The sequence below is a fragment of the Chryseobacterium sp. VAUSW3 genome (genome assembly GCF_002205795.1).
Classification (GTDB): Bacteria; Bacteroidota; Bacteroidia; order Flavobacteriales; family Weeksellaceae; genus Kaistella; species Kaistella yananensis.
Genome location: NZ_NIUY01000001.1, coordinates 117,187 through 138,447, shown reverse-complemented (window position 1 = coordinate 138,447; position 21,261 = coordinate 117,187). Strand labels below are relative to the sequence as shown.

Annotated in this window: 19 protein-coding genes; 7 read left to right on the top strand and 12 right to left on the bottom strand. The window is 38.6% G+C overall.

Annotation, left to right across the window (positions count from 1 at the left end; all coding sequences use genetic code 11):
• The first annotated feature begins 3 nt into the window (after positions 1 to 3).
• From CDW55_RS00635 to CDW55_RS00605, 7 genes are all read left to right on the top strand, one after another.
• Positions 4 to 4,785, top strand: coding sequence for a translocation/assembly module TamB domain-containing protein (locus CDW55_RS00635; RefSeq protein WP_088467816.1), 4,782 nt, complete (start codon positions 4 to 6; stop codon positions 4,783 to 4,785).
• A gap of 133 nt (positions 4,786 to 4,918) precedes the next feature.
• Positions 4,919 to 5,389 (top strand): Lrp/AsnC family transcriptional regulator, encoded by a 471-nt coding sequence (locus CDW55_RS00630; RefSeq protein WP_088467815.1) that lies wholly within the window; start codon positions 4,919 to 4,921, stop codon positions 5,387 to 5,389.
• 68 nt (positions 5,390 to 5,457) lie between these two features.
• Positions 5,458 to 5,832 (top strand): hypothetical protein, encoded by a 375-nt coding sequence (locus tag CDW55_RS00625; protein WP_088467814.1) that lies wholly within the window; start codon positions 5,458 to 5,460, stop codon positions 5,830 to 5,832.
• Between the two features lie 5 nt (positions 5,833 to 5,837).
• Entirely contained in the window at positions 5,838 to 6,269 is a 432-nt protein-coding gene (locus CDW55_RS00620; RefSeq protein ID WP_088467813.1) for an RrF2 family transcriptional regulator, read from the top strand.
• A gap of 127 nt (positions 6,270 to 6,396) precedes the next feature.
• On the top strand, positions 6,397 to 7,110 hold the full coding sequence (gene ric / locus CDW55_RS00615) for an iron-sulfur cluster repair di-iron protein (protein WP_088467812.1): 714 nt from the start codon (positions 6,397 to 6,399) through the stop codon (positions 7,108 to 7,110).
• Between the two features lie 95 nt (positions 7,111 to 7,205).
• On the top strand, positions 7,206 to 7,577 hold the full coding sequence (locus CDW55_RS00610; protein ID WP_088467811.1) for a DMT family protein: 372 nt from the start codon (positions 7,206 to 7,208) through the stop codon (positions 7,575 to 7,577).
• 3 nt (positions 7,578 to 7,580) lie between these two features.
• Positions 7,581 to 8,717 (top strand): hypothetical protein, encoded by a 1,137-nt coding sequence (locus CDW55_RS00605; RefSeq protein WP_088467810.1) that lies wholly within the window; start codon positions 7,581 to 7,583, stop codon positions 8,715 to 8,717.
• Here the strand turns inward: CDW55_RS00605 and CDW55_RS00600 are convergent, their stop codons facing one another.
• The 12 genes from CDW55_RS00600 to CDW55_RS00545 form a co-directional block, all read right to left on the bottom strand.
• Entirely contained in the window at positions 8,718 to 9,077 is a 360-nt protein-coding gene (locus CDW55_RS00600) for a DUF2200 domain-containing protein (RefSeq protein WP_088467809.1), read from the bottom strand. It abuts the gene before it with no gap.
• Positions 9,078 to 9,178: 101 nt separating this feature from the next.
• Positions 9,179 to 10,126, bottom strand: coding sequence for a transketolase family protein (locus CDW55_RS00595; protein WP_088467808.1), 948 nt, complete (start codon positions 10,124 to 10,126; stop codon positions 9,179 to 9,181).
• A gap of 49 nt (positions 10,127 to 10,175) precedes the next feature.
• On the bottom strand, positions 10,176 to 11,348 hold the full coding sequence (locus tag CDW55_RS00590) for a hypothetical protein (RefSeq protein WP_088467807.1): 1,173 nt from the start codon (positions 11,346 to 11,348) through the stop codon (positions 10,176 to 10,178).
• 18 nt (positions 11,349 to 11,366) lie between these two features.
• Positions 11,367 to 12,218 carry a transketolase gene (locus tag CDW55_RS00585; protein WP_088467806.1) on the bottom strand — a complete coding sequence of 284 codons (852 nt, stop codon included), beginning with the start codon at positions 12,216 to 12,218 and terminating at the stop codon, positions 11,367 to 11,369.
• A 104-nt stretch (positions 12,219 to 12,322) separates the two neighbouring features.
• Positions 12,323 to 13,882, bottom strand: a complete 1,560-nt coding sequence (locus CDW55_RS00580; protein ID WP_088467805.1) for a sodium:solute symporter — start codon at positions 13,880 to 13,882, stop codon at positions 12,323 to 12,325.
• A gap of 190 nt (positions 13,883 to 14,072) precedes the next feature.
• The gene (locus tag CDW55_RS00575) at positions 14,073 to 14,381 is read right to left on the bottom strand and encodes a GNAT family N-acetyltransferase (RefSeq protein WP_410492768.1); all 309 of its coding nucleotides are present in this window, start codon (positions 14,379 to 14,381) and stop codon (positions 14,073 to 14,075) included.
• 42 nt (positions 14,382 to 14,423) lie between these two features.
• Positions 14,424 to 15,929 carry a catalase gene (locus CDW55_RS00570; protein ID WP_088467803.1) on the bottom strand — a complete coding sequence of 502 codons (1,506 nt, stop codon included), beginning with the start codon at positions 15,927 to 15,929 and terminating at the stop codon, positions 14,424 to 14,426.
• 127 nt (positions 15,930 to 16,056) lie between these two features.
• On the bottom strand, positions 16,057 to 16,965 hold the full coding sequence (locus tag CDW55_RS00565) for a pirin family protein (RefSeq protein WP_088467802.1): 909 nt from the start codon (positions 16,963 to 16,965) through the stop codon (positions 16,057 to 16,059).
• Positions 16,966 to 17,013: 48 nt separating this feature from the next.
• Positions 17,014 to 18,060 (bottom strand): LLM class flavin-dependent oxidoreductase, encoded by a 1,047-nt coding sequence (locus CDW55_RS00560; protein WP_088467801.1) that lies wholly within the window; start codon positions 18,058 to 18,060, stop codon positions 17,014 to 17,016.
• Between the two features lie 14 nt (positions 18,061 to 18,074).
• The gene (locus CDW55_RS00555; RefSeq protein WP_088467800.1) at positions 18,075 to 18,731 is read right to left on the bottom strand and encodes an NAD(P)-dependent oxidoreductase; all 657 of its coding nucleotides are present in this window, start codon (positions 18,729 to 18,731) and stop codon (positions 18,075 to 18,077) included.
• A 95-nt stretch (positions 18,732 to 18,826) separates the two neighbouring features.
• Positions 18,827 to 19,702: a pirin family protein gene (locus CDW55_RS00550; protein ID WP_088467799.1), complete on the bottom strand. Its 876-nt coding sequence runs from the start codon at positions 19,700 to 19,702 to the stop codon at positions 18,827 to 18,829.
• A 111-nt stretch (positions 19,703 to 19,813) separates the two neighbouring features.
• Positions 19,814 to 21,205, bottom strand: coding sequence for an MFS transporter (locus tag CDW55_RS00545; RefSeq protein WP_088467798.1), 1,392 nt, complete (start codon positions 21,203 to 21,205; stop codon positions 19,814 to 19,816).
• Positions 21,206 to 21,261: the final 56 nt, after the last annotated feature.

The following is a 21,261-nucleotide window of genomic DNA, read 5'->3' as shown; positions in this document are numbered from 1 at the left end:
ACAATGGCAAATTTAGAGAATAATAACGATAACGAAAACAAAAAATCTGTAGCCCAGAACATTGGCGATTCTGTGCAGAAAGGTGTGGAAAACGTTCAGGAAACTGTAAAAGAAACCGTAAAAGGTGCTGCAGAACTGGCTTCCGACGCAATTACAAAACCTGTAGAAACTGCCGGCGAATTTGTGGATCAGGCTGCCAAAGATGTTACCAGCTATAAGTGGTGGGCAAAACTTTTACTTATTTTATTTTGGTCCGGGCTTTTTCTGGTCGCGTCTTTTTTGGTTATTGTAAGTCTTCCTTCAACAAAGAATTGGGCAGCACAAAAAGTGATTGCAAAACTTAATACCGACATGAAATCGCAGATGTCGTTTAAAAGTGTTGACATCAATTATTTTGGAGATATCCATATTCACGAAGTTGCGATTAAAGATTATAAAAACTTCCCTTTTCTGAAAGCCAAGGAACTTTACGCAGACTCTAATTGGTTTGCAATCATCAGTGATTCGCGGAATCTGCAGTTTCAATCGCTGTCTTTGGAAAAAATGGATTTAAAGGTCATTACGTATAAAGGCGACAGTATTTCGAATTTCATCCGATTTGTGGATCTCTTTAATACCCCGGCACCTACGGTTAAAAAAGAGCCATTTCAGTTAAAATCCAGAATCTTTATTACTGATTCCAAAATATCTATTGTAAATCAGAATAGTGAAGGTGAAGCCGGTAAATGGCTTACTGCGCAGAATGTTAATCTTGTGGTACCAGAACTTCGTGTAAATGGATCTGATGTTTTTGCGCAGATTAATAATATGCGTTTTACTACCGAAAGATGGGGTAAAAAACATTTTGTCGATACATTTTCTGCGGATTTTGGATTGACAAAAGAAGCCCTTACGCTGAAGGACTTAACCCTAAATACAGATCATTCACTGCTTCAGGGCGATTTAATTTTAAATCTGAATAACGGTTCCTGGGCTGATTTTACGAATAAAGTGAAATGGGATATGACCTTGCAGCCCGGAAGCCAGATCAGCGGTTACGATATCAGCTATTTTGTCACCAATTGGGATAATTATAAACCGATTAATATTTCTGGTGATATGACCGGCCCACTGAACGATTTTTATCTCGATAATTTTTTGGTTAGAAATCCGCAGGTTAACATAAGAACTGCTAAAATGAAGGTTGAAAATATTCTGAATGGTAACTTTCAGATCGAGACCAACTCACTTTCTACCGATTTTACGTACAAAGAACTGAAAGCAATGATGCCCACTTTCATTTCATCAAAAATGAAAAATTTTGCTGATGATTTCGGAAGGTTAAAATACAATGGCGCTGTACGCCTAAATCCTAAGCAGGTTTATGTGTCCAACGCAAATTTAATTACCGGGATTGGCCAGGCAAAAATAAATAATTTCTACCTTGAAGATTACAGTTCTAATCTCCCGAAATACCGTGGTTATGCAGAATTAAACGATTTGAATACTTCGGTGATTACCAAAATGAATCAGGTGGGATTAATTTCCGGTAAGTTTAATATCCAGGGGCAGAGTTTTGATGTAAATACCATGAAACTGAGAACCCGTTCACAGATTTCGAAAATTGAAATCATGAACAGGGAAATTAATAACGTTTATCTGGATGGTTTGCTGGATCACAAAACCTATAACGGAATTGTAAATGTAAATGACGAACAGGCGCGAGCAAATGTAAAAGGATTTGTAGATTTCCGCACCAGCCGTTTGCTTGCAGATGTTGTTGCGGATGTGAAGTATCTGAATATCAACTATTTTACTGGCGGAAAAGGCACGCAGATTGTGAGTGGATTGGTTGACGGTAAAATTGCAATGACCAATATCAACGACTTAAATCTTGATGCTGATTTGCGGAACGTAAGTTTTACAAATGCCGCACAAAAGTACTTGATTCCCAATGCTAAAGTAAGAGCTTATTTTGAAAACGGAAACCGTATTGTTTCTGTTGACGCGCCGGGAGCTGTAAATGGCAGAATTTCCGGAAAATTCAATCTTGGTGATTTAGCCGGGATGGTTCAGAATGGGCTCGGTAAGATATTAGTCGGGCCACCGCCACGAAAATTATACAGAGGGCAGCACTTTACGATGGACTTTGATGTGAAACAGGGATTGGTAAGTTATTTTGAGCCCAATCTGCAGATTCCAAAAGGTGCGACTGTTAGTGGCGCCTACGATGGTAACAGTAATAATCTGGTCTTAAATGTTGATGCAGCTTCGCTAAAATATTTGATGACCAAAAAAGAAGAAATTACCGATGCCGACAAAGCCTTAGCCGCCGCGAATCCTGCATATAAAATTACAGAACGCGATAAAATTACCCGCGACAGTGCGATGGTCGACAGTTTAATCGTTCGGATTAATACGGCAAATCTTAATGAACAGATTTTCGCGAAGGTAAATAGAGTAGAATACAATACCAATATTCTGAAAGACATCACTTTAAGCGGACGTAACGAAAATAACAGAATTCTGCATATTGCAGCTAATTTCAAACACGGCACTCCAGAAGACGAAATTAAAGAAACACTTAAGGAATATGCGGTAAATCTTAACCAAACTACAGATCGGGCGGGAGATTATGTTTTCCGTTTCGAGCCTACTACCGTGAAATTTAATGATGTCGCATGGAGTGTGGACACGAGTCCGGAATTAAATCATTCGATTACATACAGAAAAAAAGCCGGTGATTTCTACATTCAGCGTTTGAGGCTCTATTCCGATAACAGCGAACTTTTCCTGAATCAGGCTGTCTTCAAATCAGCCAAGGATTTTTCAGCAGATGGAGAAATTAAAAACCTGGATATTGCCAAAGTTTTTGCACTTACCAATAGCGACAACAGTATGGATGTACAGGGAATTGCTAACGGAACCTTCGATATTACCATGGATAAAAACAATCTTGAACCGCTTATCGATTTGAATATAACTGATATTCTGATGAATGGAAAAGATATGGGTAATGTAGTTGTATCCGCTAAAAAAAGCAGTGTACCGAATGTTTTCGATGTTGAAGCCAAGGTGGTTTCCGCAGGAATTATTGGTGACAATAACCTTCACCTTACCGGGACCATTAACAACAATACTTCTTCACCAACGCTTGATTTAACGGCTGATATGAATGATTTTGATATCGCTTTTGCCCAGGAATTCGTAAAAGGTGTTTTCGGAAATCTAAGAGGAAAAGCTTCAGGAGATCTTAAAATATCCGGTAAACTTAGTGATGTTGACTACAGTGGCGATATCGCGATGAAAGACATGGGGCTGAAACTTAACTTTACCGGCGTTGATTATTCGTTTGAAGATACCGTGATTTCACTTTCCAAAGGTTTGGCGATTCTGAATGACATTGGCGTAAAAGACGGAAGATCGAACTCCCGCGGATCAATTTCCGGAGCGATTCAGTTTGAAACTTTATCTTCAATGGGCGTCAACTTAGTGATGAGGGCTGATAATTTAATGCTGCTCAACACCACGCAGAAAGATTATGATCTTTTCTGGGGACGGATTTACGGTACCGGAACTTTATACGTGGACGGACCGGTTTCGGCTTTAAATATTTCCACGCCGGAAATGCGGGCTTTAAACAACAGTGTCTTTACCTTTAATTCAAATTCAACTTCTAATGTTGAAGAATTCAAGATGCTGAGATTCCTGAAAAGAGACGAAGCGGGAATTGTTTCCGTAGAAGAAAAGAAAAGATCCAGCGCCAACATGAATATCGATTTTACGATTGCGGTTGATAAGGGAACTACCGTAAACGTTATGGTGGGCGATGATATTGGTGATATAACCGTACGTGGAAATTCTGAGAAACTCCGATTCCAGATGTCCAGAACCGGAGCAATTTCAATGAACGGAAATTATTTCGTCGATAACGGAACCTTTGTTTCCAAAGCGATTCTTAACCGAACGTTCCAGATTTCCAAAGGAAGTAGCATCCGTTGGGATGGTGATGCAATGGCGCCGCAACTCGATATTAATGCAACTTATTTAAGAACCGTAACCAATGCCGGAGCCTATCTCAACATGGGAAGTCTGCAGCCAATCAATGTTTTGCTTTCCACAAGAATTTCGCAGACACTGAATAATCCGAAAATTGAATTGGGTGTTTCCGCACAGGATGTATCGAGCAGTTTGAGGGAAACTCTCGCTGAAAAAATGAGTAATGAAGACGAAAAAATCATTCAGTTTGGATCTGTTCTGGTGATGAGCAGTTTTAATGTTGGAAATTCTGCATTCGATATCAATCTTGGTAATACACTGGAAACTTCTGGTTATAATATGCTTTTCAAGCAGTTAGGTTCTGTATTGAACCAGATCAGTAACGAATTTCAGGTAGATTTAAATTACCTGAAAGGCGATGCAAATTCTAACAGTGGCGACCGCGCTAATGCAAGTGTGAGTATTGCGCTTTCGCCGAGAGTAACGGTAAAAACAGGGTTAGGAATCCCAATTTCCAGATCAGATAACGCGAATACCGATTATCTTTCGGGTGAAGGGATTGTAGAATACGATTGGTCTAAGAAAAACGACGGTACAAGATTGTTGCGAGCTTACAGTAAACCGACAAATATCGGATTGAACGGTGCTGGAGCCGGAAATGCAAGTGCCAACCAAAGCTACGGAGTAGGTGTAGTTTATAGTAAAAGTTTCAATACCATCTTCAAAAGGAAGAAAAAAGACAAAAATAATAATCCTAAACAGGCAGAATCTAAAAGAGATTCAATTATAAATGATACAATTAAATAAGGATAATCACTTAAATACTAAAGATTGCGTTAAAACCTGTTAATATTTATCTAAATTTTTTCATTTTAATATTTTTTTGTAAATTTGCAAAAATATTTGCAAACGATTATCAATTATACAATACATATATAAAATGAACTATCAACTCGACGAAATAGATAAAAAAATCCTAGATTTTTTAGTAGAAAACACCAGAATGCCTTTCACGGAAATCGCTAAACAAATGGAAGTTTCTGCAGGAACCATTCACGTAAGAGTTAAAAAGATGGAAGATGCCGGGATTATCTTAGGCTCTTCACTTAATATCGATTACGGTAAACTCGATTATCATTTCACAGCTTTCATCGGAATTCTGCTCACCAAATCAAACAGAACCCAGGAAGTTTTGAAAGAACTTTCGACCATCCCGAACGTTATCGAGGCAAGTGTAATTTCCGGTAAGTACAATATTTTCTGTAAAGTAAAAGCCAAAAATACAGAAGATGCTAAAAGAATCATTTACCAGATTGATGACATTCAGGATGTAATGAGAACTGAAAGTATGATCTCAATGCAGGAATATCTTTCTGATAAAAACAGATTAATCGACGCAGTTTCAATCTAACTGAACTGAATCTTTAGTAATAACTGAAAACTTTTGAATTCTTTCAAAAGTTTTTTTAATTTTACCCTATGAACGAAGAATTTTCTAACGAAAGTCCGAAAAAAGATTTAGGATTTATTTTATCACTTTCGGCTTTGCTGCTCTTCACGCTGATGGGAATTGGGATCGATTCCGACGAATATGTTCAGCAGAACGACCTCAATATTCCCGGATTTTACTTCATCCTTATTTTCCTTATCGATTTGCTGATGATTATTGGGCTAATCCTCATCTTTTTCTACAGAAAAATGGGAGTTTATATGTTCCCAGCGGCAGTGGTGCTGCATTTCTTTCTTCATAATTTTTATCTTTCGACCTTTTTGTATACCGATGTTACCAATCTTTTTATTTTTATATCGGTTGGTTTACTCGCATTCATCCCGAAGTGGCAATTCTTTAAATAACATTTATGTTTTCAAAAGCCTGCGAATACGCCATTAAAGCTTCCATTTACATTGCGCGGCAAAGTCTGCAGCAAAAAAGAGTGAATGTGAAAGAAGTATCCCAATCGATTGATGCTCCCGTAGCCTTTACCGCTAAAATTCTTCAGCAACTGTGCAGAGAAAATATTTTGGAATCGGTTCGTGGTCAGCAGGGAGGATTTGTTTTTGATAAAACTAAACAAAAAGAAATTACAATTTTTCATTTGGTAAGAATTTTTGATGGAGACGGACTTTTCACCCAGTGTGGTTTGGGACTTCAGAAATGTTCAGCAGAGAATCCTTGTCCCGTGCACGATGATTTTAAGGTAGTGCGTGAAAAACTTCTCGAAATGACCCAGAAACATTCCCTCTACGACTTAGGACTTAAAACCGAAAGCGGTCTCGCCTGGCTGAAATAAAATAGATATTTCAGTTTTCAAAATTTAAAGAACTCAACAATAAATTACTTTTAAAATTAATTAGGATAAATTTGTCCGAATTAAAAATATTTTTTAAATTTGTACTATAATTTAAAACCAAAAGTAAATGCTTACTCAAGAAAAAACAATCGGCGACTTCGTTGCAGAAAATTTCAGAACTGCAGAAGTTTTTAAAAAATACAATATCGATTTCTGCTGCAAAGGCGGAAGAACGGTAGAAGAGGCTTGTGATAACAAAAAAGTAAGTCCGGAAGAAATTTATAGAGAACTGGAAGAAGTAGCCAACAGAAAATCTGAAGATATCGATTTCAATTCGTGGCCACTGGATTTATTGGCAGATTATGTTGAGAAAACCCACCACCGTTACGTGGAAGAAAAATCTGCAATGTTGATTCCTTATTTGAATAAACTTTGCAAAGTACACGGTGAAAGACATCCTGAACTTTTTGATATTAACGAACTTTTTATAGGCAGTGCCCAGGATTTGGCAGCACACATGAAAAAAGAAGAACTCATTCTTTTCCCGTTCATCAAGCAGATGGTAGAAGCGAAGAAAAATGGCGACGCATTGCCGGCGCCTCGTTTCGGAACAGTAGAAAATCCTGTTGCCATGATGAAGCACGAGCATGAAGCTGAAGGCGAACGTTTCGTAAAAATTGCTGAACTTACCAATAATTATGAGTTTCCAGATGACGCCTGTGGAACTTACCAGGTAACGTACAGAATGCTGGAAGACTTCCAGAACGACCTGCACAAACACATTCACTTAGAAAATAACATTCTTTTTCCAAAAGCAATCGCGATGGAAAAAACATTCTAAATTAATTCCGTAGTTGTTTATTTGATAAGAATCCGTTTCAGAATTTTTGAGGCGGATTTTGTTTTTTGCCTATTTTTGAGGAAAATTTATAAATCATGAGCAAAGCCATATTCACGATTTTATTTCTCGTGATTTCCAACGTTTTCATGACACTCGCTTGGTGCGGACATTTAAAATTCGAGGAGATGGGTTGGCTGAAAAAGACAGGAATTTTTTCCATCATCATTTTAAGTTGGGGACTGGCTTTATTTGAGTACATGTTCCAAGTTCCCGCAAACAGAATTGGTTTTGAGGGGAATGGCGGTCCTTTTAGTTTATTTCAGCTGAAAGTGATCCAGGAAGTGATAACGTTGGTCGTTTTCGTGATTTTTGCCGTGGTTGCTTTTAAGAATATTAAACTTAATATGAATCATCTTTATGCTTCTGTATGTTTGGTTTTGGCGGTGTATTTTGTGTTTAAAAAATAATTGATGATGAAGATTCAAAATATATTGCGCTTTTTTATTTTGTGCGTGACTTTCGCATTTTCAATTTTCATAAATTATGAAAACCGAAGCTATGACTGGGATTTACCGGGCTATGTCGGAAGTGTTTTGGCGGCTGAATTTCCCGGGAATTTTGATAAAGTTCATCAACTCACGTTCCAGTCAATAAAACAGGAAGCTCCAGAAAGTGAATTCACCCAAATCATCAAAGGAAATAATGCGAGGAAATCCTTTTATGAAAATGCGCAATCATTCTCTGAACAGTTGCCGTATTATCAGGTTAAAGTTTTATTTGTTGCCGCAATTGATTTCTTCTACAAATTGGGATTTTCTTTGCCAAAATCGGTTTTGGTGACCAATTTAACGAGCTGTTTTCTTGCAGGAATTTTTGTTTTCTTAATTCTGGGACATATTTTTCCGCAGAGAGGTTGGTTGGTTTTTTCGCTTTCGCTCTTCATTTTTTTACTTCCACTCTTTTCGGATTTAGCCATCGCACCAAATCCTGATATGTTTGGCTTTATGGTTTTGCTGGCTTTTTTCTATGCCTATTTAAAAAAGTATCCGTTATTGTTGAGGTTTCTTTTGATGGTCTGTCTAGTTTTAATCAGAGCAGATTATTTGATTTTCGGGTTAAGTTATCTCTTCTTTGAATTATTAGTTAATTATTCAAAATCTAAGAAAGTTGATTTTAAAATTATTGGGTATTCATTGATATTGTTCGCGATGTATTTTTCCCTCATCAAATTTTACCATTATCCAGGTTGGAAAGATTTGTTTTACGATTCTTTCATCAGCAGAAGGAATTTTATTTCTAAACAGAACCCCGACTTTACTTGGAGAGAATACACCAATGTTGCTTTCGGAAACTTGCTGAACATGAAAAAAGTAATTCTGTCCTCATCAATTTTAATGATTGCTTCGCTTTATCTCGGAAAAAAGAAAGAAGAAAAGCTGTTTGCCATTCTTCTTTTTGTGAATATTTATATGAAGTTCTTCTTATTTCCTGCGGCGGGACAGTTCCGTTTTTTCTTTCCGTTCATTATTTTGCAATTGTTTTGGATGTTTATTTTGATGCAAAAAAATCTTAATAACAAATCCCTGAAAACAGTTTTTGGTCAATAATTATGGTCTTAAAATCTTTTCAATCGCTTTTCCTTTTGCCAACTCGTCGACCAACTTATCCAAATATCTAATTTTCTGCATTAAAGGATTTTCAATTTCCTCCACACGGTAACCACAGATGACGCCCGTAATTTTGGAAACATTAGGATGGAGTTGCGGAGCATTCTTAAAGAAATCCTCAAAATTGGTTTTGTCTGCAATGATTTTATGTAAAGTCGCTTCATCATATCCCGTTAACCAAAAAATAACTTCGTGAAGTTCGGCAATGGTTCGTCCTTTTTTCTCCACTTTTGTCATGTAATGCGGATAAACTGAGGCGAACGACATTTTGAAAATGCGGTTATAATTTTTCTCATTCATAAACTAAATTTAACAAAAAAACACGCCTTAAAAAAAGCGTGTTTTAAAATTTAGGAGACCTAACAAGTTTTTAAAAGATTGTTAGGTCTTATTTTTTACGATTATCTTTCCAAAATCCTCATCACCGCCTCTTTCACAGCAGCAGCATCGATTTTATATTTCTTCATCAGTTCCGCCGGTGTTGCTGATTCACCGAAAGTATCGTTTACTGCAACAAATTCCTGGATTGTAGGTCTTTTTCTGGCTAACATACCTGCAACCGATTCGCCTAAACCACCTAAATAATTGTGTTCTTCAGCGGTTACGATTTTGCCGGTTTTTTCAACAGATTTCAGAATAATTTCTTCGTCCAGAGGTTTAATGGTGTGAATGTTAATCACCTCACACGAAATTCCCTCTTTCTCCAGTTCATCTGCAGCAACCAAAGATTCCCAAACCAAATGTCCGGTTGCAACGATGGTTACATCTTTTCCTTCTTGAAGTAAAATTCCTTTCCCAATTTCGAACTTCATATCTTCCGGAATAAAAACCGGAACGACGGGACGACCAAATCTCAAATAAACCGGACCTTCAAAATCGGCAATCGCCAAAGTTGCGGCTTTTGTTTGGTTGTAGTCGCAAGTGTTGATAACCGTCATTCCCGGAAGCATTTTCATCATTCCGATGTCTTCCAAAACCTGGTGTGTTGCGCCGTCTTCACCCAAAGTTAATCCGGCGTGAGAAGCACAAATTTTTACATTTTTGTTGGAATAAGCGATACTTTGACGAATTTGGTCATACACTCTTGATGTTGAAAAATTCGCAAAAGTTCCCGTGAAGGGAATTTTACCATTAATAGTTAATCCGGCAGCAACGCCAATCATATTCGCTTCTGCAATCCCGACCTGAAAGAATCTTTCCGGTGCTTTTTCGATGAATTTTTCCATCTTTAAAGAACCGATAAGGTCTGCGCAAAGTGCTACAACATTAGGGTTTTTATCCGCCAATTCAGCCAATCCGGCTCCGAATCCGCTTCTTGTATCTTTTTTATCTAAAACTTCGTATTTCATTTTTTACTTTTTGGTGGAACTTTTGGTTCCTTATTTACTTTTTATTGATTTAATCTAAATTTTCCAGATAACGGTCCACTTTCCGTTGGTCTGATTTGTTGAGTTTCCCTTTATTTTTGTTGATGTAGAGATATTCCCGACGAATATCATCCAAAGTCATCTTAACGGCAACGGTGTGTTGGCTGGATTGTGTAAGATACATATCGCACATTTGTCCGGAAAGGTTTCTCAGATGTCCTTCAAATTCTTTGTTGGAAAGTTGCGGTAAATCTTTATCCAAATTTCTGCAGTGCTTCGGAATTCCGTCCCAAAGTTTTTCGGTATTAACACTTTCAATCGCGTAAGAGGTTTCCTCCGGCGCTTTTTTCCAGGTAGATTCATATTTTGGCAGTTCGTCATAATAGTCGTCCCAATTTGCTGCTGCTACAGAGTCCACAATTGCTGCTGCTGAATCTGCATAAACAGCAGCTGTATCTACAGCATATTCGCTTTCCCACTTTTGTCTTTGCAAAGCAATAGAATCCATCATTTTTTGCTGTTTCATCATCGCAGAACGGTGGTCGAAATATACAAAATCTTTAGATTCTTTCATGGAACTCAACACCATGTAATCTTTAGAATATTCTTCTTCCGGAGCGATTTTCATCACCAAACCTTTCATAGAACCTAAAGCAATTTTTTTACGCCCAAACTGACCTAAAATTCCGGTAAGAACCGGAACATTGTTCAGCGAATTTTTATCATCAAGACAAACTTTCATGGTTTCTTTTCCGGCATCTACAGCATCTTCACCTTCGTAATAATGCTCATCATAACTTTTTGGATAGGTTATAAGATAATGACTGCACGAAAGTCCCAAAATGGTTTCCTTCGTATTCAGCTTTTTGATTTCCGCGTCATACGTTTTACCGTCTGAAAAAGCACTTCCGTGTCCAAACATCATCATTCCAGCGGAAGAATTGCTCAACTTGTTGTTTAAGCCAATATTCACCGTGGACATGCCCAAATTATCAGAAAACATATTAATGGGAAACATATTAAAACTGGCTTGCGTAAGGAATTCTCCGGAAGTATTTCCCAAAGATTTAAAGGAAATGTCCGTCGTTTTTTCTTTTCCACCAACAAAACTGTATTTCAGTTCTTTGCTGAAATCAATTCTTTTTTCCTGCGCATTTAAGGCCAGAAAAAGAAAAGCCGCAATAAAGGTTAAAGTTTTTTTCATTTATTTTTTTTCTGTGTTTTAGTAATCTGCAGGAGCTTCAAGATAAAGCTGTTTGAAAGCGGTATCCAACTGTTCGTCGTTTGGTGCTTTTCCGTGCCATGCGTGAGTTCCCATCATATAATCTACACCATAACCCATTTCTGTATGTAGGATAATCGCGATTGGTTTCCCGTTTCCGGTTTTGGCTTTGGCGTTTTCCAGAACTGCAATAACGGCTTCCAAATCGTTTCCGTTTTTCTCTTCCAAAACGTCCCAACCAAAAGCACGAAGTTTTGCATTTAAATCTCCCAAACTCAAGACATCATCAACGTCACCGTCAATTTGTCTGTTATTGAAATCGATGGTAGAAATTAAATTATCCACTTTGTTGTGAGCGGCATACATCAATGCTTCCCAAATTTGTCCTTCCTGAAGTTCACCGTCACCGTGAAGCGAGTAAACTAACGATTGATCTCCGTCCAATTTTTTTCCTAAAGCAGCTCCAATCGCAACAGAAAGTCCTTGTCCAAGCGAGCCCGAAGCGATTCTAACTCCCGGCAAACCTTCATGAGTTGTTGGGTGACCCTGCAATCTGGAATTCAATCTTCTGAAAGTTTTCAGTTCTTCTACCGGAAAGTAGCCAAATCTCGCCAAAGTTGAATAGAACACCGGCGAAATGTGTCCGTTGGAAAGGAAGAATAGATCTTCATTTTTACCTTCCATGGTGAACGGAAGTTTATAGTTCATCACTTTTCCGTACAGTGCGGTGAAGTACTCGGTACAGCCCAAACTACCACCGGGATGCCCGGAATTCACGGCATGAACCATTCTTAAAATGTCTCTTCTGATCTGTGTTGTAAGAGATTTCAGCTCTTCAATACTTTTACTCATTATTTTGATTTATTTGCCAGCGAATTTACGAATTTTTGATGGTTTTGCGAAATGAAAAATTCCGGGTTTTCGCCCCGGAATATTGTTGATTATTTGTTAAGATTTTATTTCTTTCTGATCAGCCACAGCCCTATAAAAGTGAGAAGACCGTTAATTATAATAAGTTCTACACCAATTCTGTAATCTGTATTCTGGGTTACCAGATAGTTGATGAAATAGGTTAAAACCGGTGCCAGCAAAGTTACGGCAATGATTGCATATTTTTTGGTAATCTGATATTTGGTTAAAATCCCGAAGGCAAAAAGTCCCAGAAGCGGTCCGTAAGTATAACCGGCAACTTCCATGATGAGATATACGATTGATTTATCATCAATGGCTTTGAAAATCATGATTAAAGCGAAGAAAATGGCGGTGAAGATTAAATGAATCTTCATCCGCAGTCTTTTTTTCTGCTTTTCAGTTTTGGTTGTGTCTTCATTGATGTTTAATAAATCTACACAGTATGAGCTTGTAACGGCAGTTAATGCGCCATCTGCAGAAGGAAAAAGTGCGGAAATTAAACCAATGATGAAAATTACCGAGATAAACAGCGGGAAATAGCCCTGAAGCGAAAGTGCAGGAAAAAGATCGTCGCCCATGATATTATGTACAGTGCCTGTTGCAGCATCTTTAAAACCAAAAACATTGGTAATGTTTTCTTTCCCGTTTACGATATCAACGATTTTTGCGTATTCAGCACCATTTTCCATGGCGAACAGGTATAGAAGTCCTCCCAGGAAAAGAAAGGCAAGATTCACAAGTAAAAGTGTTCCTGCAAAAGTGAGCATATTCTTCTTGGAATTTTTAAGATTGTCTACAGAAATGTTCTTCTGCATCATCTCCTGATCCAGACCAGTCATGGCGATCGTGATAAACATACCGCCGAGAATTGTTTTCAGGAAAAATGTTTTCGAGTTTACATCGAAATTAACGAAATGCGTATAGTTTTTAGCCGCCAGCACATTGTATGCTTCGCCTGCGGATAAATTAAGATTGGAGAGAATAAAGATAATACAAACCACCAAACTCAGGATCATAAATGAAGTCTGAAGTGTATCGGTAATTACAATTGTTTTTACCCCGCCTTCGAATGTATAGAGTAAAACCATGATAAGAATAACAGCAGAAGTTACCCAAAACGGTACGCCTAAAGCCGAGAGAAGAAATATCTGCAATACATTTACCACTAAGTATAATCTTGCTGTTGCACCAATGGAACGTGAAATAATAAAGAACAGAGAACCGATTTTGTGAGCTTCTACATTAAACCTCCGCCCCAGATAGGTATAAATGGAAGTGAGATTCATCCGGTAATAAAGAGGCAGAAGAACGAATGCCACGATAAAGTAGCCGATAAAAAAACCGATTACCAGCATATAGTATTCGAATCCACCGAAGGGATAATCTCCTGCTGTTATTTTGCCGACAGTTCCCGGAACCGAAATAAACGTAACGCCACTCAAACTGGTGCCAATCATCCCAAACGCTACAAGCCACCATTTGCTTTTTTTGTTTCCGATAAAGAATGACTGGTTGTCGGCATTTCTGCTGGTGATGTACGAGATCACCAATAAACCGATAAAATACGCGAAAACAAATAAGAGCAAAATCGTTCCTGGGTTCATTTTTTTAAGAATTTAATGAGCAAATATAGTTTTTTTACGGTATTTCTCCAGAAGCCTGTCCTGCGTTTCTTATCGGTGATAGATTTCTCTGGTTTTACTTTCCTTTAGCATTACTTGGTTGGTCAGTCACCAGTAACAAAAAACCCCTCAGTTTTAGCTGATGGGGTTTGGAAAGTAAGTATTTAATTCTTTATGCCAGAACATCTTGCAGTTCTGCATTTCTTGCAATCGTAGCTTTAGCGTACGAGCAAAGGGGGATCACTTTTTTCCCATTTTCTCTTGCGTATTCTATACCTGCAATTACCAGCTGTTTTGCATATCCTTTTCCATTAAAGGCCTCATCAACACCGGTGTGATCGATGATGAATTTATCTGTACCTGCCCAAGTGTAGGTCATTTCTCCGACTTTTACGCCGTCTTCATAAATTTCGAATACGCCGTTTTTTTCGTTGTTGTGATGTTGTATTTCTGCCATGTTTTTATTTTTATAGTATTGTATAAAAGAAAAAAGTGAAAGGTTGAGTTTCACTTTTTTCTGGATTTAAGATTGAGTTGGTGCCCACTGATCATAAGGCGACATATCGAAAGCAAAAACCTCCATCATATCCAGTCCAAGGGCTTTTGCTACTCCTTCCCCATATTCAGGATCTGCTTTGTAGCAATTTCTGATATGGCGGATTTGGATGAATTTCTCGGCTCCACCTACATTTGCGGCAGTGTTTTTAAATAAAACATCGGCTTTTCCATCGGCTTTGATGATTCTGAACAAATCCCCTGGTTGGGTGAAGTAATCTTCATCATCATCCCGGAAATTGTGAGCATAAGCATCACCGGAAAGTTCCAATGGTGGTTCTTTCGCGCTTGGTTGTTCCTGCCATTCACCGTAACTGTTTGGTTCATAATGTTTTGTTGCGCCGTAATTTCCGTCCACGCGCATTTGTCCGTCTCTGTGGAAAGCATGATAAGGACATCTTGGCTTGTTTACAGGAATCTGAAAATGGTTTACGCCCAATCGGTATCGCTGCGCGTCGCCGTAAGAAAATAATCTTCCCTGGAGCATTTTGTCCGGTGAAAAACCAATTCCGGGAACAATATTGGTGGGGTTGAAAGCCGCCTGTTCAACATCCTGAAAATAATTTTCTGGGTTTTTATTAAGTTCAAATTCACCAACTTCAATGAGTGGAAAATCTTTTTTAGACCAAACTTTGGTTAAATCAAACGGATGGAACCGGTAAGTTTTTGCCTGTTCTTCGGTCATGATCTGTATAAACATTTTCCATTTCGGGAAATTACCTTTTTCAATATTTTCGAACAAATCTTTCTGTGAAGATTCGCGATCCATTCCGATGATTTCAGCAGCTTCTTCATCTGATAAATTTTCAATTCCCTGCTGCGTTCTGAAATGGAATTTCACCCAATGACGGACATTGGCGTGATTGATAAAGCTGTAAGTATGGCTTCCGAAGCCATGCATGTGGCGGTAACCGTTTGGGATTCCCCGGTCGCTCATCACAATGGTTACCTGATGCAGAGATTCCGGCAGTAAAGTCCAAAAATCCCAGTTGTTATTGGCGCTCCTCATATTGGTTTTCGGATCGCGTTTTACGGCATGATTCAGATCAGGAAATTTCATCGGATCACGGAAAAAGAATACCGGAGTATTGTTTCCCACCAAATCCCAAATTCCCTCGTCGGTATAAAATTTTAAGGCAAAACCACGAATGTCTCTTTCTGCATCGGCAGCACCGCGTTCTCCGGCCACGGTAGAAAACCGTGCAAACATTTCTGTTTTTTTGCCTATTTCATTAAAGATATGGGCTTTTGTATATTGCGAAATATCGTGGGTTACGGTAAATGTTCCAAATGCGCCGGAACCTTTGGCGTGCATCCTTCTTTCCGGGATAACTTCTCTGTCGAAGTTGGCCATTTTTTCCAGAAACCAGAAGTCCTGCATCAGCATCGGTCCTCTGGCTCCCGCGGTCTGTACGTTTTGGTTGTCTGGCACAGGCGCTCCGGTCTGTCTTGTCAGTTTTTTCTTTTCTTCCATGATTATAATATTTTGTCAGATAAAGTTACAAATTAAAATAGCTTCATAAAATTCATTCTATCTAATTGTATGATATTTTTGGGTGAAAAGATAAACTGACAGGCAAGTTAAATGAAGATAGCGTTTGTTATTTCGAAAGTTTTCCGTTCAAAATCGCTTTTGGAAGTGGTACATATTCTTCTTCATCACCCGGAACGAGTGGAAATGCTTCGTGGTTTTGTTTATGCCAGTTGATTTTGGCTTTCTCGATGATTTCTTTATCAGAATTCACGAAATTCCAGAAAATAAAACGTTCCTCTTCGAAAGGATCGCCACCAAAAAGATAGATGGTGGAATTTTCACTGATTTCAAATTCGCATAAATTCGCATTTTTAGCAACCAACAATTGTTTTCCGCCGAAAGTATTTCCTTCGATGGTTACATTTCCTTCCAATACATACATCGCCACTTCGCCGAATAAATCCTTTCCGATGCTTACCAGCTGAGATTTTTTACTCTTAATTTCAAGAAAAAACAGTTTGGAATGTACCGGAACCGGGGATCTTCTTCCGAAAAGTTCGCCCGCAATCAGTTTGTACTGCAAATCTCCTTCGTTCCAAACCGGAACGTCTTCCGCCTCGGTGTGATGAAAGGTAGGTTCGCTTTGTTCCAGATTTTTCGGTAAACCTACCCAAATTTGAAAACCGTGAAGATTTTTTTCGGAACTTCTAAGGTATTCCGGGGTTCTTTCGGAGTGCACTACGCCTTTTCCGGCAGTCATCCAGTTCACCGCACCTGGTTTTATTTCGATATTACTTCCCAAACTATCTTTGTGCTGAATGGATCCTTCAAAAAGATACGTTAGGGTAGAAAGTCCAATGTGCGGATGAGGCGGAACTTCTAAATTCTGATATTCCTTCAACGAAGCAGGGCCCATGTGATCGATGAAAACGAAAGGTCCAACAGCGCGTTTTTCTCTGAAAGGAAGCAGCCTTCCTACTAAAAAGTTTCCAATGTCCGCAGCTTTTTCTTCAATGATGAGTCCGATGTTTGACATGATTAAATTGGGTTTTAATGTTATAGAATAAACAAGTTCGGCAATATTTTAGTGCATTCCTAATCTTCTTTTGACCTCCGGAATGACCTGCGTTGCAAACAATTCGATGGATTTCATCGTTGTTTCATGTGGGACAAATCCCATGCTCGCCTGCGCAAAAAATCGGGTGAAGCCGAAAAGTTCATATTCATAAATAATTTTTTCAACAACTTGTTCTACGCTTCCGACCATCAGTGATCCTTCCGGACTTCTCATGAACTCAAATTGTTCGCGGGACATCGGTTGCCAACCGCGGCTTTTCCCTACACGATCCATCATTTGGGCGTAATAAGGGAAAAATTCGTCGGCAGTTTTTTCGCCATCTTCTCCTACAAACATATGGTTATTGATTCCCACCTGTAAATCTTCTGGTTTTACTCCATTTTCTAAAGCGGATTTTTTATAAAGATTAATAAATGGCGCAAACTGACTTGGCATTCCACCGATAATTGCAAGCATTAGTGGAAGTTGAAGTTTTGCAGCTCGCACTGCCGAAGCCGGAGTTCCTCCCGCTGCAAGCCAAAAGGGAAGTTCTCCGTTTAATGCTCTTGGATAAACACCTAAATCATGAATCGGCGCACGAAGAGTTCCCTGCCAAGAAACTATTTCTTCTTTATTAATTTTAAGCAAAAGATCGAGTTTCTCATCAAAAAGCTCGTTGTAATCATTCAAATCAAAACCAAATAATGGAAAAGATTCTATGAAAGAACCTCGTCCGGCCATGATTTCTGCTCTCCCGCCGGAAATTGCGTCCACCGTTGCAAATTGCTGATAAACGCGAACCGGATCTTCGGAACTTAAAACTGTTACCGCACTCGATAATTTAATATTTTTGGTGATTGCAGCAGCTGCCGCCAAAACCGTGGTTGGTGACGATACAGCGTAATCCGGACGGTGATGTTCGCCAATTCCGAAAACATCAACGCCCAGTTCATCGGCTAGTTTTATTTCTTCTAAAAGATTTTGTATTCTTTGGTGTGCATTAAATCCTTTCCCGGAAGCAGTTTCCGGAGCCATATCGGCAAAGGTCATCAATCCAAATTCGATCTTTTTCATATTTGCTGTTAAATTTAATAAGCCGCCGTGAAAATTTGATGTTTGAATTTTTTGTTTTCAAGTTCATCAACAACCGCAACTGCCAAATCCTGAACGGAATGTCTGGAACGTCCCTCTTCATCAAAAATAGGTGAGTCGGTTGCCACTCTGTATTTTCCGGTTTTTACTTGGTCTTCGCTGAACATGCTCATTTCAATGGCGGGACTGAAAAATTCCCAATCGAGATTTTCGTTTTTGGAAAGGTTTTCAACAAAATAATTCTTCACCGCACTTGCAGCGGGATAAATTTCTTTCGGGAAATTTGGTCCGTCAACCAGGTGGTTTCCATCAATTTTTAATGTTCCTGCACCTCCGATAACGATTAATCTTTTCACTCCTGAATTTTCAACTGCATTTTGAATGGAAGCTGCACCTTTTTGATATTCCTCGTGAATGTTGGGATTGGTCCATCCTGGGTTGTAAGCGCTTATTACGGCATCGCTACCTTTCACTGCTTCAGCCAACTCAGCTTCGCTAAAAACATCAACGTTTTTTTTCTCCAGATTTTCATTTTCGATAGTGATTTTATCTGTATTTCTTGCGATTGCAGTTACGTGAAAATTTCTTTCCAAAAGTTCATTTAGAATGGCATTTCCTACAAAACCTGTAGCGCCGATCAGTGATATTTTCATTTTTTTATATTTTAAAATTTAAAGATTTTTTTTCATTAATAAAGTTAGAGGAAAAATAACAACTCAAATAGTTCGCGGTTATTTTTAACAAAACTTTAATCTTCCAGATATCCAAACTTGCCAGTATTGAAATCATCAAAAGCTTGAATGATTTCTTCGCGGGAATTCATTACAAAAGGACCATGAGGGAAAATTGGTTCGTTCAACGGTTCACCGCTAATGATTAAAACGATAGCGTTTTCCGATGCCTCGATGGTGAAATCTTCACCTTGATTTTCGAACAAAACGAAATGATCAGTGGGAACTTTTTCTTTACCATTAACCAAAATATTTCCTTCAATCACCAAAGCTGCGGTATTGAAATGGGGAGGAAAACTAAAATTTGCTTTTCCATGTTCTTTCAATTTCGCATTCATCAAATTTACGGGACTGAAAGTGGAAGCCGGACCTTTTTGGCTGTTGTATTCTCCCGCAATTACTTCAATAAAACCATTTTCTCCTAAATCCACCAACTTCATCTCAGAATTTTTAATGGCTTGATATTTTGGAGCGCTCATTTTATCTTTGGCAGGCAAATTCACCCAGAGTTGCACCATCTGGAAAATTCCACCTTCTTTTGCCCATTCTGTTTCGTGAAATTCTTTGTGAAGAACGCCTGAAGCAGCGGTCATCCATTGCACATCACCTTCACCGATGATTCCTCCGCCACCTGCACTGTCGCCATGTTCAACACGACCTTTGTAAGCGATGGTTACCGTTTCGAAACCGCGGTGTGGATGTACACCAACTCCGCGCGGCGTGTCTGTGCCGGAGAAATGAAATTTCGAATTATAATCCAACATAAGAAAAGGATCCATTCTTTTCATGTCCAAATGATATCCGCTGGGAATAAAATTATGTACCCTGAAACCATCACCAACAAAATGTGGAGGTTTTGGAGCTGCGATTAATTCTATATTTTTTGTTGCCATTGTGTTATTTTTTGATGATACAAAAGTACTTCATCACAAAGGCAAAAGCATTGATGTAAGATAAGAACGAATCCCGTTGTAAATCAGTTTTTTTTTCTGAAAAACTATTGATTATTCCGATTTCATGTTTTCTCCATCTTTTACATGAAGGCGTCGGAAAACAAAACCTGAGAGAATAGTGAGAATTCCTACCACAAAGAAGGTGTAACGAAAGGCAAGGTGGGGATTTTTCAACTTTGCTTCGAAGGATTTTAAAATAATCAGCCCGAATGCGATTCCGAAACCAATGGCTAATTGCTGGTTTACGGCAAGCAATGAGTTTCCACTGCTCGTATGATCATTTCGCAAATCGGCGATAGAAATCGTATTCATCGAAGTGAACTGAATGGAATTGAAAAATCCGAGCACTGCAATAATGGGAATAAACCAGAAAATGGAAGTATGAATTCCCGGAATTCCGAGGCAAGAAATGAGTGCACCGATGATAAAGGTATTGGTCATCAGTGTTTTTCGGTAGCCGAATTTATTTAAAATAGGTATCACGAAAGATTTCCCAAACATCGCAGTTAAAGCCATCGGGGCGACAATCCAACCCGAAATTACCGCACTTTCCTGGTAAGCAATTTGAATCACTAAAGGTAACAGCAAAGGAATTGAGCTGATTCCCAATCGTGTAGCGAGATTTCCTAGAATTCCTACTCGAAAGGTTCTTACCTGAAAAAGGTTTAAAGGAAAAATCGGATTTCTGGTTTTAGTGGCGTGTTTATAATAGTAATAAATCATTAAAAATCCCAAAATGAAAATCAGCAATACGGGAGTGGTATGTGTAGTATTTCCAAATAATTCCAAGGAAATTGAAAGCAGCAAAGACGCTGAGGCGAAGATGATAAACCCTTTCAAATCAAATTCCGAAGACGCAGACTGATAATTGGGCATGTACCTGAGTCCTAAAATTATTCCCAGCAAGCCAATAGGAATATTGATGAGAAAAATCCAGTGCCAAGAAAGATAATCCACCATGTATCCGCCAACCAGTGGCCCTAAAACCGGACCGATTAATGCAGGGATAATTGCGAAATTCATCGCTTTTAGCAATTCGTTTTTCGGAAAAGTTTTGATCAGTGCCAATTTGCCCACTGGTGTCATTAAGCTTCCACCAATACCCTGTATCACTCGGGAAATTACCAAATGCATCAGGTTTTGAGAGATTGCGCAAAATAACGATCCTATACTGAAAATAATCAGAGCGAAAATGAAAACTTTCTTGGTTCCGAATTTATCGGCCAAAAAACCGCTTACCGGCATGAATAAAGCCAAAGTTAATACATAACTGATAATTGCATTTTGCATATTCAGTGGCGATTCGTTTAAATCTTTTGCGATTGATGGCAACGATGTGTTCAGAATAGTAGAATCGAGCATCTGCATGAAAATTGCCGTCGCCAGAATAATGGGGAGAAATTTTTTAACAGATGGTTTTGGTGTATTGATGGATTCAGACATTAAACAAAAATAAAAAAATCCCGTGATAACTCGCGGGATTTAGTAATTAATAAAAT

Coding starts and splice junctions, on each gene's coding strand:
- CDW55_RS00605 (WP_088467810.1), top strand. CDS start 7,581: ATGATGAAGATTCAAAATATATTGCGCTTTTTTATTTTGTGCGTGACT.
- CDW55_RS00590 (WP_088467807.1), bottom strand. CDS start 11,348: ATGAAAAAAACTTTAACCTTTATTGCGGCTTTTCTTTTTCTGGCCTTA.
- CDW55_RS00635 (WP_088467816.1), top strand. CDS start 4: ATGGCAAATTTAGAGAATAATAACGATAACGAAAACAAAAAATCTGTA.
- CDW55_RS00550 (WP_088467799.1), bottom strand. CDS start 19,702: ATGGCAACAAAAAATATAGAATTAATCGCAGCTCCAAAACCTCCACAT.
- CDW55_RS00600 (WP_088467809.1), bottom strand. CDS start 9,077: ATGAATGAGAAAAATTATAACCGCATTTTCAAAATGTCGTTCGCCTCA.
- CDW55_RS00570 (WP_088467803.1), bottom strand. CDS start 15,929: ATGGAAGAAAAGAAAAAACTGACAAGACAGACCGGAGCGCCTGTGCCA.
- CDW55_RS00610 (WP_088467811.1), top strand. CDS start 7,206: ATGAGCAAAGCCATATTCACGATTTTATTTCTCGTGATTTCCAACGTT.
- CDW55_RS00565 (WP_088467802.1), bottom strand. CDS start 16,965: ATGTCAAACATCGGACTCATCATTGAAGAAAAAGCTGCGGACATTGGA.
- CDW55_RS00560 (WP_088467801.1), bottom strand. CDS start 18,060: ATGAAAAAGATCGAATTTGGATTGATGACCTTTGCCGATATGGCTCCG.
- ric (WP_088467812.1), top strand. CDS start 6,397: ATGCTTACTCAAGAAAAAACAATCGGCGACTTCGTTGCAGAAAATTTC.
- CDW55_RS00585 (WP_088467806.1), bottom strand. CDS start 12,218: ATGAGTAAAAGTATTGAAGAGCTGAAATCTCTTACAACACAGATCAGA.
- CDW55_RS00625 (WP_088467814.1), top strand. CDS start 5,458: ATGAACGAAGAATTTTCTAACGAAAGTCCGAAAAAAGATTTAGGATTT.
- CDW55_RS00620 (WP_088467813.1), top strand. CDS start 5,838: ATGTTTTCAAAAGCCTGCGAATACGCCATTAAAGCTTCCATTTACATT.
- CDW55_RS00630 (WP_088467815.1), top strand. CDS start 4,919: ATGAACTATCAACTCGACGAAATAGATAAAAAAATCCTAGATTTTTTA.
- CDW55_RS00595 (WP_088467808.1), bottom strand. CDS start 10,126: ATGAAATACGAAGTTTTAGATAAAAAAGATACAAGAAGCGGATTCGGA.
- CDW55_RS00555 (WP_088467800.1), bottom strand. CDS start 18,731: ATGAAAATATCACTGATCGGCGCTACAGGTTTTGTAGGAAATGCCATT.
- CDW55_RS00580 (WP_088467805.1), bottom strand. CDS start 13,882: ATGAACCCAGGAACGATTTTGCTCTTATTTGTTTTCGCGTATTTTATC.
- CDW55_RS00545 (WP_088467798.1), bottom strand. CDS start 21,205: ATGTCTGAATCCATCAATACACCAAAACCATCTGTTAAAAAATTTCTC.